This is a genomic window from Trabulsiella odontotermitis, from assembly GCF_001188485.1.
GTDB lineage: Bacteria > Pseudomonadota > Gammaproteobacteria > Enterobacterales > Enterobacteriaceae > Trabulsiella > Trabulsiella odontotermitis_A.
The window spans coordinates 16,628-33,338 of sequence record NZ_JNGH01000096.1 but is presented as its reverse complement, the minus strand read 5'-3'; the positions used below and the strand labels follow the sequence as shown (position 1 = coordinate 33,338).

Below are 16,711 nucleotides of genomic sequence, written 5' to 3'. Positions count from 1 at the left end.
CTTTTCTGTTTCTCGCGTCTTCTAGCGTCGGTCGAGGGAAATCGCCCCCGGGCCGGTGATTGCCAGCAGCAAAAACGCCCCGGCGATACTCACGTTTTTGTAGAAATTAATCATATTCGGCAGCACGGCGTCGCCGCTCATATTCCAGAAGTGGTGACCAATCACCGCCGTTCCCAGCGTATAGAAAATGAAAATCACCGCCAGCGGACGGGTGAAAAAGCCGAGCACGATGAGGATCGCCGCCGGGACTTCCATAATAATCGCGATGATCGCCGACAGCGTCGGCAACGGCGCGCCGGAACTCGCCATATATTGTACGGTGCCGCTGAAGCCGAGCATTTTCGGATAACCGAAAATGATAAACAGCAGCACGATGGCGATGCGGGCAATCAACAGCAACAGGTGACGCGACTGGCCAAACTCAAAATAACGAAGCGAATGCATGACAGTTCCCTCTTAAGCAGATGTGATTTAAACGTAATACACATTTCTCCGCTCTGCCATGCAACCCCGGTTCTGTTATTGCTCCTGACGCAGTGTTAACCCCACATCGCCGCCCGGGTGTACCGCCAACAGCGTCTCTTTCGTGTACCCGCTCTCGTTCATCAGACAGACGCAGGCGGCATCGAAAATCGCCAGCACCAGCACAATCGACGTCGTCGCCAGCATATCGAGAGGATCGGCCTCGCGCTGCACGCCAGTGGAAATCACCAGTCGCGAAGCCTGCGCGATCGCCGACGCCGGGTTTTCAGTCACGCTAATCACCGGCACATGACGGCTCGCCAGCCCCGGCAGCAGGCGGGTCAGTTCGTCGGAGTTGCCGCCGCGCGACAGCATAATCACCAGGTCGTCCTCGCGCAGAAAACCGAGATCGCCGTGGGCAGCATCGGTGGCGCTCAGGTAGATCGCCGGGCGCTCGACGCAGGCGAACATATGGGCGATTTTGCGCGCCGCGATGCCGGACGTGCCGACGCCGGTGACCACAATTTTGCCTTTGCAGCCGCGCAACTCAGCCATCAGTGACTGCCAGACCGATTCATTCAGATGTTGGCCAAGCCCGGCCAGCGCGTCACTGTAAAGCGTCCACGTCCCGGTGGCCTGTTGCCATGCGCTGGTCATGCGTCCTCCTGCATCAGCTGGCGATATTTCATGTGATCCTGATACATCGCATGGAACACCTGATATTTGCGGTCGTAATACTGCTTAATGCGGTTGGTCTGCGGCGTGACGGTTTTGCCGATACGGCTCATCGCCGACATCGCTTCCGGGAAGGTGTCAAAAACGCCTGCCGCCACCGTGCCCATCATCGCGCCGCCGAGCAGCATCGCTTCGCTCTCTTCCGGCAACAGCATGGCGCAGCCGGTGGCATTGGCGTGCTCCTGCACGAAAATCGGGTTCTTGGTGCCGCCGCCGCTCGCCATGATGGTGTCGATGGCGTAACCGCTCTGATTCATGGTTTCGATGATATGTCGCGTGCCAAGGGCAATCGCCTGAATGGTCGCCAGATAGTGCAGCGCCATGTCTTCCGGCGTACGCGACAGCTTGAGGCCGGTCATTGTGCCCGTCAGCGTCGGGTTGGCGCGCGGCGAACGGTTGCCGTGGAAGTAGGGCAGAATATGAATATCGCGGGTCAGGAAGGCGATGTTTTCTGGCTCACCGGCCATCTTACGCAGCAGTGCGTTCAGCACTTCGTAAATGGTTTGCCCCTGCGTTTTGGCCTGCGCCAGCAGCGTCTCATAGCACGGATGTGACTGAATGATATGGTCGATCAGCGCGCCAGTGGCCGACTGCCCGCCTTCGTTGAGCCAGTAACCCGGTAATACCGCAGAATAATAGGGGCCCCAGACGCCGCCAATAAACCGCGCTTCGCGGGAGATCGCCATGTGCCCCGTTGAGGTGCCGCCAATCAGTGCGATGCGTCGGTCAAAATCCGCCACGTCACCGGAAACACCACTGGCGCCCAGCGTGCCGAGCGTCCCGGCATGCGCATCGATAATCGACACGCTGACCGCGGTACCGGGGATCAGCCCCATTTCGCTGGCGGCGCGCTGCGTCAGCCCGTGGCCGAGCGGCTCGCCCATGGTTTTCACGTAGCGGCCAATTTTCTCCGCATCATGCTCCAGCAAATCTTCCAGCCCAATCTGGCGGAAGTAGCTGGCATCCCATTTGTCTTCATGGCCCATATAGGTCCACTTACAAACCGTCGAACACAGCGAGCGCGTGTCGTCGTTGGTGGCGCGCCAGGTCAGGAAATCCGGCAGATCAAAATAGTACCCGGCGTTCGCCCAGGTGTTCGGCATATGCTGTTTCAGCCACAGCAGTTTTGGTGTCTGCATTTCCGGGGAAATAATTCCGCCGACATAGTCCAGCACCCGGTGGTGCAGGGCGTTGATGCGGTCGGCCTGCGAAATCGCGCGGTGATCCATCCACACAATGATGTTCTGCTCGCTGCGCCCGGAAGGGCTGATGGTCAGCGGCTTGCCTTCTTTATCCAGCACCACCAGCGAACAGGTGGCGTCAAAACCTAACCCTTTGACCTGAATAGGGTTGATATCGGCCTGGTTGACCGCATCGCGAACGGCGTTACACACCGCCTGCCAGATATTGTCCGAGGATTGCTCAACGAAATCAGCCTGCGGGCGATAAAGCTCAATGGCCCGGCTCGCCTGACCCACCATCCTGCCGTTCAGGTCAAACACGCCTGCGCGGGCGCTTCCGGTACCAACATCCACACCAATGAAGTAACTCGCCATTATTCTTCTCCTGAAATCAGGCTTTACGATTCTGTAATGCGATAAAGAGGATCAGCACAGCGCCCCAGAGCGCCATGGTCAGATAGCTGCTGATCCCCAGCAAATTAAAGCCGCTCTCCAGCATTTGCAGCACCACCAGCGCCAGTACCAGGCCGATAACCCGACCAAAACCGCCGTCCGGGTTAATGCCGCCGAGCACGGAGGCGAGGATGGTCACCAGCAGGTAGGATTCGCCATAACCCGCTTTGGCGGAGTTAAATTTCGCCATCATCAGAATGGCCGCCACCCAGCCCAGTAGCGCGGAAATAACGTACACGGAAATCTGGACCCGAACGGTGTTCACGCCGCTGTAGCGGGTGGCCTGTTCGTTCGAGCCGACGAGGTACAGGCTGCGGCCAAGTGTGGTGTGCTCAAGCAACACCCACAGCAACACCGCCACCAGGATAAACAGCAGCAGCGCCACGGGAATACCCAGCACCATCGCGTTACCGAAGAACTGGATCACCGCCGGGAAGCCGGAAATCACCGTCCCGTTGGAGAGCAGAATATTAAGCCCGGAAATCAGCGTCATGGTGCCGAGGGTGGCGAGGATCGGCGAAACGCCAACCCAGGCGATGAGCGCGCCGTTCAGCGTGCCGATAGCCACCGCCACCAGCACGCCCGCCAGCAGTGCCAGCACCACAAACAGCGGGTTGTCCGGGTGGCTGACAATCACTGCCGCCATCGCCAGCGAGCAGGCGTTGGCGCTGTAAACCCCGCCGGTCAGCATGGTGATGCCCATTCCCAGCGCCAGCATGCCGAGGATCGGCAGCTGCGAGCTGATGGACTGGAAGTTGGCGATGCTGAAAAAGCGGCCGCCCAGCAGCAGGGAAAAGACCACCGCCACCACAATAATGATCACGCACTGCAGGCGGATGATGGCATCACCGGGTAAGAATCGTGCGATCGCTTTCATCTCAAAGCTCCCTTGCGAGTTTGCGTTTTTCATTCCAGGCCGTGGCGCTGATGCTGACCAGGATAATGGCGCCGCTAAAGACGGTGTGCCAGTAAGAGGAGACGCCGAGCAGCGTCAGGCCGTTCTGCAAAAAGGCCAGCAGGATCACCCCGAGCAGCGTGCCGATAAGCGTGCCGCGTCCGCCGCTCATGCTGGTGCCCCCAAGTACCACCGCCGCCAGCACCGTCAGTTCAAAACCGAGCAGTGAGTTAGGCGCCACCGACTGGGTGATTTGCGCCTGTACTACGGCGGCGATCCCGGCAAGGATCCCCATGTAGCCGTACACGTAAAAATGCAGTCTCAGCAGATTCAGCCCCAGGCGCGAGGCCGCGTCGCGGTTGCCGCCCATGGCGTAAATCTGCCGTCCGAGGCGGGTGTAGTTCATCAGCACTGCGGTGAAAATAATTACCCCCGCCAGGCACAGCAACGGCAGGGTCAGGCCGTAGTCATAACCGTCCGCGGCGGTGAAAGAGAACCAGTTGATGCCGTTCATAAACCAGTCCGGGAAGCCGTACAACCAGGTGCCTTTGGTGGCGTAGACCAGCAGCCCGTAATAGACGTTGAGCGTGGCAATGGTGATGATGATTGCCGGTACGCGCAGCCAGTAGACAAGGAAACCGTTGAACAGCCCCAACACCAGCCCGACGGCGATAGCGATCAGCAACGCCAGCGCGAAATTGCCGCCATGGGCGATGACCCACGTTGCCATCACGTATTGAGCGATGGCGGTCATTGCCGGAAACGAGATATCGATCCCGCCGGAAATCAGCACCACAAACAGCCCACAGGCCAGAATGCCGAGAATGGCATAGCTGGTGGCGACATCCGTCAGGTTGCCGAGCGAGAGAAACTCATCGGTGCCGAGGCTCAGCCCCACGGCCAGCGCCACTACCAGCAGGCCAAGCCAGAATTCATGGTGCCCTAAAAGGTGCGAGAGACGTGCGTTATTCATTGACCACCTCAGCAATCTCCTCTTCACGACAGCGATGAGGATTAAATTCCGCCACCAGTTCACCGCGGCGCATCACCAGCACGCGGTGGCTGTTGTTATACGCTTCCTGGATTTCGTCGCAGATCATCAGCACTGCCATGCCCTGTTCCGCCAGGTTACGGGCTATCTGGTAGATCCCCTCTTTGTTGGCGATATCCACGCCGACGGTGGGGGAGTCGAGGATCAGAATACGCGGGTTCGTCGCCACCCATTTGGCGATGGCGATACGCTGCGCGTTACCGCCGGACAGGGTTTTCACCGGCAGTTGCGGATCGGAAACTTTAATATTCAGCTCACGAATCAGATCGCTCACCAGCGTTTGCGCTTTGTGGTGATCGAGCAGACCGCCGCGGGTGTGGAGCTTGTCGAAAACTGTGACGATGGTGTTGTCGTAGATCGACTGCTCCATAATCAGCCCCTGCGTCAGGCGGTCTTCTGAGACGTAGCCGATGCCGTGTTTGATGGCGTCATGGTTATTGCGAAGCGTAACCGGTTTGCCGTTAATGCGGATTTCACCGCTTTCCGGGTGAGTCATGCCGAACAGACTCAGGCATAACTCGGTGCGCCCGGCGCCCAGCAGGCCGACAATCGACACGATTTCACCGCTGCGCAGCGCGAGGTTGATATTGCGGTATTTGCCTTTGCGACTCAGGCCGCGCAGTTCCAGCATCGGCTCCTGCTCGACTGGCGGTTTTTCCGGCAGCGGACTGTAGTGAAAACGTTGCCCGGTCATCAGGAACGCCAGCTCATGGCTGTCGAGTTCCTGCGCCGGAAAGGTGCCGACCAGTTTACCGTCGCGCATCACGCTGATGCGGTCCGCCACTTCCATCACCTCATCCAGACGGTGGCTGACGAACACCACGCAGATGCCAGCCGCTTTCAGTTCGTTAACCACCCGCAGCAGGCCGTTCACTTCCTGACGGGTAAGGGAGGCGGTGGGCTCATCCATGATCACCAGTTTTGCATCGGCGGCGATAGCGCGGCAGATAGCCACCAGCTGGCGGTCGGCAATCGACAGTTTTTCGACTTTTTTATCCGGATCGATGCGCACACCAATACGCTGCATTGCAGCCAGCGCCTGTTTTTTCATGGCACCGCGGCGGACCCAGATATCGCCACCCGGCAGATACCGGTTCACGGCAATATTTTCCGCCACGCTGAAATTGGGGAATAACGACAGGTCCTGATAGATGACCTGAATACCATAATGGGCGGACAGCGACGGCGTCAGATGATGGAATAGTTTGCCGTCGAGTAAAATCTGCGCCCCTTTTTCCGGGTGATATACCCCGGAGATCACTTTAATGATGGTGCTTTTACCACAGCCGTTCTGTCCTGCCAGACAGTGAACTTCGCCTTTTTTCAGCGTCAGGCTCACGTTATCCAGCGCCAGCACGCCCGGGAATTGCTTGCTGATATTCTCAAGAGTGATAAATGCGGTGGTGTCTGTCATGACAATGCCCCTGCAAGCGCCCCGGGGGGCGCGAGTGTAAATCCGGGTGATAATTGCCGGCCAGACGGCCGGCGTTGTGGTTCCCTGGTGTGGGCAAAAAGCCTCAGAAACCGAGTGATTGTGCGTTATCTTTGGTGACTTCGAGGATCTTGTTAAAGCGGATCACTTTCTTCTCCATGTCGACGTCGGCTTTCCCTAATCCCTCAATGGTCAGATCCTGAGTAACGGCTTTACCCTGCAGCAACTGATCGGCCACCGTCACCAGTGCATACCCGGCATCGCGCGGATCCCACAGCAGCGCTTTTTTGATGTCGCCGCGCATCAGGTAAGGTGCTGCCTGACCTGGCATGGCGATACCCACGACCGCGACTTTGTCTTTCGCGCGTTTTTTCTGCACCGCCTGACCGGCACCGATAGGGCCGAGCGAACCGAAACCGATGATCCCTTTCATTTGCGGATAGGTTTTCATCAGATCCAGGGTGGTAGCGTAGGATTTGTCGATGCTTTCCGCCACCGGCAGACGCGAGGTGACTTCGAACATATCCGGGTATTTTTCTTTCTGATACTTAATGGCGGAATCCGCCCATGCGTTATGCAGCGGCACGGTTAAGGAGCCCACGTAAATGGCATACCCGCCTTTACCTCCCATGTCCTTCGCCAGCTCATCGATGTTGGCCTGCGCGTACTTCTCGCTGTCGATAGTTTCAATATCCCACTGACCGATCTGCTGGTCCGGAGATTCGTGGGTCAGCACGACAATGCCTTTGTCGCGGGCTTTTTTCAGCACCGGCTCCAGCACTTTGGCGTCGTTTGGCACCACGATAATAGCGTTCACGTTTTTGGCGATCAGATCTTCAATCACCTTCACCTGTTGTGCAGGATCGGGCGTTGACGGGCCAGTCTGATACGCGTTGACATCTAATTTTTTAGCCGCTTCGTTAACACCTGTTTCCATGCGGTTGAACCACGGAATGCCGGTGACTTTCGCCACGACCGCGATTTCATATTTTTCCGCCGCAAAGGAAGGACCGGACAACATGCAAGCAGAAACCAGAGTTGCACTGAGTAATGCGAGTTTGAATTTCATAGTTGTACCTTTTGGGGAGACAGAGGCATGTCACGGACAGGAGGTTATCAACGAAGGGAAGAGGGAATGAATCACACTTTTCAGGAATGTGATTGATGCCCAAAAATGTAAAATTATGGATAATTTATGGTTAAATATTGGTTATTTTTAACAATATTCTCAGACGCTGTGTGGATTTAAATGTTAAATAAAACGTTTATTGAAACGAAAAATTAACAAATGAGCAGCAAACATCCGCGCGAGACGACGTTTTTTTCACCGTTAGCGCCAGAACAGACGAAAAAAATGTTTCCAGTTTGTGAACTGAATCGAGACAGGCAAAACGCGACTATCCTTCCTCATCGTTCAACTGAGATTCGACGTACAAATAGCCAATGCCAAGAATTTGCTGGGCGCGGCTCAGTCTGCCAAAGCTGATTTGCGTCGCTTTCGCCTGCGGGCTGTCGCCATGATCAAACGGGTTGAACCCGGTTTGCCGGACGATGGTGTTCAGCCAGCGCTCGCCAAAGGCGCAACTGCGCCCGTACAGCCAGATCTGATTAATATTAAGGATATTGAGGAAGTTATACAGGCTCAGGCCAATGGCGCTGGCCGCATGTTCCACCCACGCCTGAATGCGCACATCGCCGTTGCGCCAGGCGTCAATCAGCGCCGCCGTGGTGAGCGCGTCCGGGTTGAGCGTGCTGTCAGGCTGGGTTTTCAGCCAGACTCGCGCCTGCTTTTTCAGCGCGCTAAGCGAGGCGACGGTTTCCAGACAGCCGTAGCGGCCGCAGTCGCAGGCAGAGCCGTCGGGGTTGATAATGGTGTGACCGATTTGACCGCTGCCGTACAGGCTGCCGCGCCAGATCTTATCGCCAATCACGAACGATGAACCGATTCCATAATCGACGTTGATCACGCAGAAATCCTGCAAGCCCGCCGGGTTCTGCCATTTTTCCGCCAGCGCCAGCATTGCGCAGTCGTTGTCCATTCGCACCTGTACGCCCAGGCGCTCTTCCAGCAGATACTTCATTTCGACCGGCGTTTTCCAGCGCGCCTGCGGCATGGTTTGCGACACCCCGGTCACCGGATCCACCTGCCCGTGAACCCCCAGCGCCAGATTGATGCGCTGGTCCGGGAAACGCAGCCGGTACTGACGCCAGTGTTCAGCAATGTGATTGAGCAGCACCTGCGGGGTTTGCGCGTCAAACGACAGATGCCCCTGCTCGCCGACCGGCAGCAAACGCGCATCCGCCAGCTGGCTGTCAATGCTGGTGGGGGTGATATTCATGCACAGCGTCCACGGACCGTTAAGCGGAATTTGATAGCTGCCGCTGTTCAGACCCCGGGCGCTCATTTTCTCTGTCGAATGGCTGATGCGCCCCTCGTCCAGCAGCTCCTGCAAAATATTGCTCACCGCCGGAATCGACAGCCCGGTGAGCTGCGCCAGCCGGGACTTGCTGAGTTGTTTTTCCCGCCACAGATGCGCCAGGAAAATGGCCTTATTTGCCTCACGAACGCGCGCATTGTTGAAACCCGATCGCAACATACACTTAACTCCCTTAACTGTAATGCGTGAGCGTTGCCTGCTTTATGTACGATGCTGCCCACTACACTCGCTTTAACCTTTGGTTTTACTTTACTTCATTTAGTGGAGAACAGCATGTACGGTTCAGTAAAGGTGTGGCAGGAGACGCTTTCGCTTCCCACATGGACCACCGGGGCGGAAGATCCGAACCCGATGTTTCTGGAAAAACGCGTATACCAGGGCTCATCCGGGGCGGTCTATCCGTACGGCGTTATCGACACGCTGACCGGCCAGCGCGAAATGCGTGACTATCAGGCGGTGTGGATGGAAAACGACTTCATCCGCATTCTGCTGTTGCCGGAGCTGGGCGGACGCATCCATCGCGCTTATGACAAGGTCAAACAGCGTGATTTTGTGTATTACAACGAGGTGGTGAAACCAGCGCTGGTGGGGCTGCTGGGACCGTGGATCTCCGGCGGCATCGAATTTAACTGGCCGCAGCATCACCGCCCGACCACCTTTATGCCAGTTGATTTTACTGTTCAGGAATCAGACAACGGCGCGCAGACGGTGTGGATGGGCGAGGCCGAACCGATGCGCGGGTTACAGGTCATGACCGGCTTCACGCTTTACCCCGATCGGGCGCTGATTGAAATTACCGGCAAAGTGTTTAACGGCAACGCCACGCCGCGCCATTTCCTGTGGTGGGCGAACCCGGCGGTGAAGGGCGGGGACGATCATCAGAGCGTTTTTCCGCCAGACGTCACGGCGGTGTTTGACCACGGTAAGCGCGATGTCTCGGCATTCCCGATTGCCACCGGCACCTATTACAAAGTGGATTACTCCGCAGGCGTCGATATCTCCCGCTACAAAAACGTGCCGGTACCGACTTCCTACATGGCGGAAAAATCAGACTACGATTTTGTCGGCGCGTATCACCACGGCGAGCGCGGCGGCCTGCTGCATGTGGCCGATCACCACATCTCCCCAGGCAAAAAACAGTGGTCGTGGGGTTACGATGATTTCGGCCAGGCGTGGGACCGCAATCTGACCGATCGCAACGGCCCGTACATCGAACTAATGACCGGCGTGTTCACCGACAACCAGCCTGATTTTACCTGGCTGGCGCCTTATGAAGAAAAAGTGTTTGTGCAGAATTTTCTGCCCTACAGCGAGCTGGCAACGGTGCAGAACGCCAGTACCGCGCTGGCGCTGAAGCTGGAAAGGGAAAACGGTCAGCTGGTGCTGGGCGTTTACGCCATTGCGCCGCTGCAGGATGTGGTTGTCGAACTGAGCGCGGACGGCGCGCCGCTGTGGGAAACCACGCTGTCGCTGCAACCGGGCAACAGCTGGCGGGAGACGCTGACTGACCGCTGGCCGCAACGCCTGACCCTGACGGTGCGCTCAACAACAGGCCAGACGCTGCTCCACTATCAGGAGCATATCGCCGAAGAGACGCCGCTGCCGGATCCGGCCCGCGCGCCCGCGCAACCGCAGGACATCACCAACGGCGATGAGCTGTATTTCATCGGTCAGCATCTTGAGCAGTACAACCACGCCAGCCGCTTTGCTGCTGATTATTATCGCCGGGCATTGGAACTCGATCCGCAGGACTATCGCAATAACGTCGCGCTGGGCACGCTGGCACTCAACAGCGCCGACTGGCAACAGGCGGAGCAGTGCGCCCGTGCGGCGCTGGCGAGAGCGCACCGGCTGAATAAAAATCCGCGCGATGGCGAAGCCAGCATGCTGCTCGGCAGTGCGCTGGAGCGTCAGGGCGAGGACGCCGAAGCCCGTGAGCATTATTTCAAAGCGAGCTGGAGCGGCAACTGTCGCGATGTGGCCTGGTGGTCGCTGGCGCGTCTCGCCGCGAAAGCAGATAACTGGCAGGATGCGTTGTCGCACGTCGATCTCAGCCTGCACTTTAACGGCAGCAACCTGCTGGCGATGGGGCTGAAAGCGCTGGCGCTGTCGCATCAACAGGGCGATACCGCCGCACTGGCATACATTTCCGACTGTTTGCAGCGTTATCCGCTGAACTATCCGCTGTATTACGTGCGCTGGGCGATACGTCGCGATGNNCACGAACCGCTGCCGCTGCTGTGGCTGGCGTCTCTTTCGGACGATGCGCAAACACGCCAGCGGCTGATCGCTACTGCCGAAGCGCAGCATGCACGTCATGTTCGCTTCCCTAACACCCTCGACGAAGTCCAGATGCTGCAGTCCCTTGAGGATGCGCCTTTTGCCCGCTATCTGCTGGGTTGTTTCTGGTACAGCAAACGGCGCTATGCCCCGGCGGTGGCCTGCTGGCAGTCGACGCTGCAACAGCGCCCGGATTTCGCCCCGGCGCACCGTCTGCTGGGAATTTATGCCTGGAATAAGGAGCAGGATGCGCAGCAGGCGCTGGCGGCGCTGCAACGGGCGGTTGAGCTGGAGCCGGAAAACGCCCGCTTCCTGTTTGAACTNCCCCGCCGAATTGCTGAGCCTGTGGAACAGTAGCGGTCATTACGACGCGGCGGCGCAGGTGCTGCAGGAACATGATTTTCACCCCTGGGAAGGGGGCGAGGGCAAAGTCACCGGCCAGTATCTGCTCAATCAACAACACCGGGCGCTGGCGGCCATTGCGGAAGGGAAGTACAGCGAGGCGCAGGGGCTGTTAACCGCCGCGCTGCGCTACCCGCACAACCTGGGCGAGGGACGTTTGCCGGGGCAGACCGACAACGACATCTGGTATCTGCTTGGCTATTGCGCGGCGCGGCTTGGTAATCATGAGCAGGCGCAGGCGCACTACCGTCAGGCATCGCAGGGCGATTCCAGCCTCGATGCTGGCCGCTACTACAACGATCAGCCCGCCGATTATCTCTTCTGGCAGGGGATGGCGATGCGGGCGCTCGGGCGGACATCGGATGCGGAACGTCATTTCCGCGCCTTTGCGGACTGGGTCACGGCGCATCAGGAGACCATCCCGGAAGCCGATTTCTTCGCCGTCTCGCTGCCGGATCTGGTGGTGCTGGATACGCCGCCGTCCCATCGTCATCGCGAGCACTGTCTGTTCATCGCGGCGCTCGGCCAGTTGGGCACGGGGGATGTTGCTGCCTGCGAGGTGACGATGACAAATCTGTTAACGCTCAACCCGGCCCATGACAAAGCGCATCTGCTGCGTCATGCGCTGGCGAGCGGCATTTTCGCGTGACTCTCAACGTGGGCAAGGCGCGCCCTGCCCACACCCCTTTGTTACTGCGTTACCCTTTTAGAGGCACTTTTATGAACAATACGCAGACACAACTCAATATGGGCTACGTCTGGACTATCTGTCTGGTCGCCGCCTGCGGTGGATTACTGTTTGGTTATGACTGGGTGGTGATTGGCGGGGCAAAGCCGTTTTACGAGGCGTGGTTCTCGATCACCGATCCGGCGCAGTCGGGCTGGGCGATGAGCTCTGCGCTGGCCGGTTGCGTGTTTGGCGCGCTGATATCGGGCTGGTGCGCTGACAAACTGGGCCGCCGCCTGCCGCTGATCCTCTCAGCCATCCTGTTCAGCGCCTCGGCGCTGGGAACGGCGCTCGCCACCAGTTTCGACATGTTCGTGATCTACCGCATCGTCGGCGGCGTCGGTATCGGCCTCGCCTCCGCGCTCAGCCCGCTGTATATCGCCGAAGTGAGCCCGGCGGAAAAACGCGGACGCTTCGTGGCCGTCAACCAGTTGACGATTGTGATTGGCGTGCTGGCGGCACAGCTTATCAACCTGATCATCGCCGATCCGGTGCCAGGCGGCGCGACGCAGCAAATGCTGGTGGACACCTGGAACGGCCAGACGGGCTGGCGCTGGATGTTCGGTGCAGAGCTGGTTCCGGCGCTGGCGTTTCTGGTGCTGATGTTCTTTGTTCCGGAATCCCCGCGCTGGCTGGTGAAAGCCGGAAAACCAGAGCGTGCCAGAACGATGCTGGAACGTATTGGTTCGAAAGGCTATGCCGCGCAGACGCTGCAGGATATCGAACAGACGCTGCAACAGGACAACCATAAAGTTTCCTATTCCACGCTGCTGCAGCCGCAGATCAAACCCATCGTCATTATTGGCATGGTGCTGGCGGTGTTCCAGCAGTGGTGCGGGATTAACGTCATCTTCAACTACGCGCAGGAGATTTTTGCCTCCGCCGGGTTTGATATCAACGGTACGCTGAAATCCATCGTCGCCACCGGGATCATTAATCTTGTCTTTACCATCGCTGCGCTGCCACTGGTGGATAAACTCGGTCGCCGCAAGCTGATGCTGCTTGGTGCGTCCGGCCTGACCGTTATCTATGTGTTGATTGCCGGTGCCTACGCGATGGGCGTGATGGGCTGGCCGGTGCTGGTGCTGGTCCTCGCGGCGATTGCTATTTATGCGCTGACGCTGGCACCGGTGACCTGGGTGCTGCTGTCGGAAATCTTCCCGACCCGCGTGCGCGGTCTGGCGATGTCGCTCGGCACACTGGCACTGTGGATTGCCTGTTTCCTGTTGACGTATACCTTCCCGCTGCTGAACGCTAGCCTCGGTGCGGCAGGCAGTTTCCTGCTGTATGGCGTGATTTGTGCGGCGGGGTATCTTTATATTCTGCGCAACGTACCGGAAACCAAAGGCGTGACGCTGGAGGCGCTGGAAGCACAGCTGGCGCAACTGCACCAGAAACACCTGGCAGGGGCTAACCCGGAGTCCATGCGTTAATGGACGCAATGCCGATTTTTACCTGCACGGTGACGGCTGGCTGAAACACTGGCAGGTGGTTGAGCAGACCACCAGCGGTTGCGAGCTGCAGTTACGCAGTCAGCATCCGTGCGGTTTCGATTATCTGGCGCGTCTGCGGTATCAGCTTCAGGACAACGCGCTGCACGCCACGCTGCAACTGACCCACTGCGGCGCGGTGCCGATGCTTTATGGGCTGGGGTTTACTGGCCGGAAGGGGAACAGCATTTGCCGCAAGGGTGGCAGCCGCAACTGCCTGATGCCGCCGATTTCAGTCACCCGCAATATGGACGCGACGAATGGCTGAACGTTTGCTATTCCGGCTGGAGTGGACGGGCGCAGATATTTCATGATGTGATGAGCATCACGCTTCTTGCGCAAACTCCGTGGCTGATGCTGTTCAGGATGTCGGGTCAGTCATTCCTCTGCCTTGAACCTCAGAGCCACCCGGTCAACGCCCACCGTCAGCAGGGTCAGCCCGGACTGGTGCTGCTTCAGCAGGGCGATGAAACCCGCTTCGGAATGACGATTCTGGTCAATACATCGTCAGATCCGTGTTAATTCGCCGTTAACCGGTACCTTGCGCCCGCCGCCGTTTATCGCCAGACTATCGCCACCATTTCGGGAGGGATCATGGTCTTGCACTCCACGCGCTGGCTGGCGCTCAGTTATTTCACCTACTTTTTTAGCTACGGCATTTTCCTGCCTTTCTGGAGCGTCTGGCTCAAGGGGACGGGCCTGACGCCGGAAACCATCGGCATTTTGCTGGGAGCGGGGCTGGTTGCCCGTTTTCTTGGCAGCCTGCTGATTGCGCCCCGCGTCAGCGATCCTTCACGGTTGATCACCGCCCTGCGCGTGCTGGCGCTGCTCGCGCTGCTGTTCGTGCTGGCGTTTTGGGCCGGTCAGAGCGTGGCCTGGCTGATGGTGGTGATGATCGGTTTTAACCTCTTTTTCTCGCCACTGGTGCCACTCACCGACGCGCTGGCCAACACCTGGCAAAAACAGATCACAATGGACTACGGCCGGGTGCGGGTGTGGGGATCGATAGCCTTTGTCATTGGCTCGGCGCTGGCGGGCAAACTGGTCAGTCTGTTTGATTACCGGGCGATTCTGGTGCTGATCAGCATTGGCATCGCCTCCATGCTGCTCGGTATGCTGGTGCGTCCGTCGGTGCTGCCGCAGGGTGAAACGCGGCATCAGGAGACCGCAGGCTGGCCCGCATGGCGGTCGCTGGTGGCGCAGAGCTGGCGCTTCCTTGCCTGTGTTTGTCTGCTGCAGGGGGCGCATGCGGCCTATTACGGATTCAGTGCCATTTACTGGCAGGGAGCAGGGTATTCGGCCTCGGCGGTAGGATATCTCTGGTCGCTGGGCGTGGTCGCTGAAGTGGTCATCTTTGCCCTGAGTAAAAAAGTATTCCGCCGTTTCAGCGCCCGCGATCTACTGCTGCTCTCGACGGTGTGCGGCATTGTGCGCTGGGGGATCATGGGCTGGACCACCGAGCTACCGTGGCTGATTGTCGCGCAAATCCTTCACTGCGGCACCTTCACCGTCTGCCATCTGGCGGCCATGCGCTATATCGCCGCGCGGCAGGGCAGTGAAGTCATTCGCCTGCAGGCGGTCTATTCCGCCGTCGCCATGGGTGGCAGCATCGCGGTGATGACCGTTTTCGCCGGGTTCCTCTATCAGCACCTGCACCAGGGCGTATTCTGGGTGATGGCGCTGGTGGCGGTTCCGGCGCTGTTCGTGCGTCCGAAGGCGGTCAATTAAGTCTCCAGCATTTTGCAGATTTGCTGCCGCTGATGCTCGCTGAGAAGGTCGCGGGCATGGATCAGCGGCGGCGAAAACAGTGGCAGCGTGATGGCGTATGGGGTGACGACCAGCGTCACGTCTTTAGGCGCGCCTTCTTTCTCAAAATGCTCCACCGACTGGTTTTTGATGTTGATCGGCAGCAGGGTTAGCTCGCGCAATTGCCGCTCTAATTCGCTTTCCAGATACGGATTGTCACCGGTGAGCAGCACCACCTGCTTTTCATGCAGGTCGCTCTCCTGCATCAGCCAGGCGCCGAAAATCACCGCCACCAGCCCCGATTCCTCCTCGGTAAAACGAATACCGAAATCTTCTTCGAATTCATGCAGCGCAATCCGCGTGGTGCGCATCAGGCGCGGATAGAGAAGATTAATCTCTTCCGGCAGGCTGTTATCGATGCCAATGCTGAAAATAGAGCGGTTCAGCGCCTGTGAGAGATGAATATAGAGCTGATCGCGCAACCCCTGTTCGTCGCTGAAGCCGCGACCAGCCATGCCCTGAAAACGGTCAATCAGCCGTGAGATCGCCCGTTGCAGACGGCGGTCGTGCAGGTGGCCGTCGTGAATGGGATCAGGGGTGCGCAACATCATAAACAGCAGCGTCAGGAAACGGTGTTCGTCTTCATGCGGAAGCTGGTGGATGCGACGCTGCCAGTGGCGGACAATCTCTTCCGCCACCTGATGCTCGATACGCGCCTCGGTCCAGTTCTGCTGCGCCGCAGTGAAGGACGGCGTCAACCCGAGATGATGTTGCAGCAGGCAGTATTGCAGATAGAGCCGCAGAAAATGCAGATCCCGACACTCAAACTGTCGGTGCAGGCCGTGGGCGCAGCGGTTGATCAGCGCCTGTAAATTGGTGTCGTCGTACAGCGTGCGGGCGATGCCCGCCAGCTTGAGCTGGCTTTTTAGCGCGGGGGTGTAGTGATGGCTGATAAACGTCGGGCATAAACGCAACGCGCGGCGTAGCCAGTGCAGCAGACACAGGCGCTGATCGAGTGGGGTGCCTTCAATCCGGTAGCAGCCGTTATCATGCGTGGCGATGGTGAGCCGATGGTAACGCTGAAGTTCATCGTTAATATCAGCGATATCCAGTCTGGCGGTGTCGTCATCGACATTATTCACATTGCTGATGTATTGATGGGTAATCTCCTGCCCCGGAAGAGATAACATCAGCAGCGTCTGGCAACGGCGCTGCGGACTGGAAAGCGCAGATGGTGTATCAAGCATGGTCATCATCTGTCAGATTCCAGTTAGGGTTTTTGATAAGAATAGCTAAAGGATCCACAGGCGAAAGCGCAGCCGCCGGGGTTTGCGCAAGGATTGCAGGCGCAGTTCACAGAATTTTTGATGCACGAAGCCGTGCGGGGAGGAGGGGAGCCCGACGAACAGAACGCCGCCG

General features: G+C 58.3%; 11 protein-coding genes and 2 pseudogenes. 4 read left to right on the top strand and 9 right to left on the bottom strand.

Features of this window, described 5'->3' with window-relative positions:
- Positions 1 to 21: 21 nt before the first annotated feature.
- The 8 genes from GM30_RS13820 to GM30_RS13785 form a co-directional block, all read right to left on the bottom strand.
- Entirely contained in the window at positions 22 to 444 is a 423-nt protein-coding gene (locus GM30_RS13820; RefSeq protein WP_049849078.1) for a DoxX family protein, read from the bottom strand.
- 75 nt (positions 445 to 519) lie between these two features.
- A complete protein-coding gene (locus GM30_RS13815) occupies positions 520 to 1,119 on the bottom strand; it encodes a KpsF/GutQ family sugar-phosphate isomerase (protein ID WP_049849077.1) in 600 nt (199 codons plus the stop codon).
- Entirely contained in the window at positions 1,116 to 2,753 is a 1,638-nt protein-coding gene (locus tag GM30_RS13810) for an FGGY-family carbohydrate kinase (RefSeq protein ID WP_049849076.1), read from the bottom strand. Before GM30_RS13810 ends, GM30_RS13815 begins: the two co-directional genes overlap by 4 nt.
- Positions 2,754 to 2,769: 16 nt before the next feature.
- On the bottom strand, positions 2,770 to 3,708 hold the full coding sequence (locus tag GM30_RS13805; protein ID WP_049849075.1) for an ABC transporter permease: 939 nt from the start codon (positions 3,706 to 3,708) through the stop codon (positions 2,770 to 2,772).
- 1 nt (position 3,709) lies between these two features.
- Positions 3,710 to 4,699 (bottom strand): ABC transporter permease, encoded by a 990-nt coding sequence (locus GM30_RS13800; RefSeq protein ID WP_049849074.1) that lies wholly within the window; start codon positions 4,697 to 4,699, stop codon positions 3,710 to 3,712.
- The gene (locus tag GM30_RS13795) at positions 4,692 to 6,191 is read right to left on the bottom strand and encodes a sugar ABC transporter ATP-binding protein (protein WP_049849073.1); all 1,500 of its coding nucleotides are present in this window, start codon (positions 6,189 to 6,191) and stop codon (positions 4,692 to 4,694) included. Before GM30_RS13795 ends, GM30_RS13800 begins: the two co-directional genes overlap by 8 nt.
- A 103-nt stretch (positions 6,192 to 6,294) precedes the next feature.
- Entirely contained in the window at positions 6,295 to 7,278 is a 984-nt protein-coding gene (locus GM30_RS13790) for an autoinducer 2 ABC transporter substrate-binding protein (protein ID WP_049849072.1), read from the bottom strand.
- A 328-nt stretch (positions 7,279 to 7,606) separates the two neighbouring features.
- Complete coding sequence (locus GM30_RS13785; RefSeq protein ID WP_049849071.1) at positions 7,607 to 8,806, bottom strand: ROK family transcriptional regulator; 1,200 nt, start codon at positions 8,804 to 8,806, stop codon at positions 7,607 to 7,609.
- A gap of 114 nt (positions 8,807 to 8,920) precedes the next feature.
- Between GM30_RS13785 and GM30_RS13780 the strand changes: the two are divergent.
- The 4 genes and pseudogenes from GM30_RS13780 to GM30_RS13760 all read left to right on the top strand — a co-directional run bounded on the left by GM30_RS13780 (position 8,921) and on the right by GM30_RS13760 (position 15,274).
- Positions 8,921 to 11,978 (top strand): annotated as a pseudogene (locus GM30_RS13780) (DUF5107 domain-containing protein).
- A gap of 71 nt (positions 11,979 to 12,049) precedes the next feature.
- Entirely contained in the window at positions 12,050 to 13,489 is a 1,440-nt protein-coding gene (locus GM30_RS13775; RefSeq protein WP_049849070.1) for a sugar porter family MFS transporter, read from the top strand.
- A gap of 16 nt (positions 13,490 to 13,505) precedes the next feature.
- Positions 13,506 to 14,068 (top strand): annotated as a pseudogene (locus tag GM30_RS25595) (aldose epimerase family protein); the annotation flags it as partial.
- A 72-nt stretch (positions 14,069 to 14,140) separates the two neighbouring features.
- Positions 14,141 to 15,274, top strand: coding sequence for a 3-phenylpropionate MFS transporter (locus GM30_RS13760; protein WP_049849067.1), 1,134 nt, complete (start codon positions 14,141 to 14,143; stop codon positions 15,272 to 15,274).
- Here GM30_RS13760 and csiE read toward each other — a convergent pair.
- Positions 15,271 to 16,548 (bottom strand): stationary phase inducible protein CsiE, encoded by a 1,278-nt coding sequence (gene csiE, locus GM30_RS13755; RefSeq protein WP_049849066.1) that lies wholly within the window; start codon positions 16,546 to 16,548, stop codon positions 15,271 to 15,273. The genes GM30_RS13760 and csiE overlap by 4 nt on opposite strands.
- Positions 16,549 to 16,711: the final 163 nt, after the last annotated feature.

Excerpts from the sequence above, each read along its gene's own strand:
- GM30_RS13820 (WP_049849078.1), bottom strand. The coding sequence starts at position 444 with ATGCATTCGCTTCGTTATTTTGAGTTTGGCCAGTCGCGTCACCTGTTG.
- GM30_RS13810 (WP_049849076.1), bottom strand. The coding sequence starts at position 2,753 with ATGGCGAGTTACTTCATTGGTGTGGATGTTGGTACCGGAAGCGCCCGC.
- GM30_RS13785 (WP_049849071.1), bottom strand. The coding sequence starts at position 8,806 with ATGTTGCGATCGGGTTTCAACAATGCGCGCGTTCGTGAGGCAAATAAG.
- GM30_RS13775 (WP_049849070.1), top strand. The coding sequence starts at position 12,050 with ATGAACAATACGCAGACACAACTCAATATGGGCTACGTCTGGACTATC.
- GM30_RS13815 (WP_049849077.1), bottom strand. The coding sequence starts at position 1,119 with ATGACCAGCGCATGGCAACAGGCCACCGGGACGTGGACGCTTTACAGT.
- GM30_RS13790 (WP_049849072.1), bottom strand. The coding sequence starts at position 7,278 with ATGAAATTCAAACTCGCATTACTCAGTGCAACTCTGGTTTCTGCTTGC.
- GM30_RS13800 (WP_049849074.1), bottom strand. The coding sequence starts at position 4,699 with ATGAATAACGCACGTCTCTCGCACCTTTTAGGGCACCATGAATTCTGG.
- csiE (WP_049849066.1), bottom strand. The coding sequence starts at position 16,548 with ATGATGACCATGCTTGATACACCATCTGCGCTTTCCAGTCCGCAGCGC.
- GM30_RS13805 (WP_049849075.1), bottom strand. The coding sequence starts at position 3,708 with ATGAAAGCGATCGCACGATTCTTACCCGGTGATGCCATCATCCGCCTG.
- GM30_RS13795 (WP_049849073.1), bottom strand. The coding sequence starts at position 6,191 with ATGACAGACACCACCGCATTTATCACTCTTGAGAATATCAGCAAGCAA.
- GM30_RS13760 (WP_049849067.1), top strand. The coding sequence starts at position 14,141 with ATGGTCTTGCACTCCACGCGCTGGCTGGCGCTCAGTTATTTCACCTAC.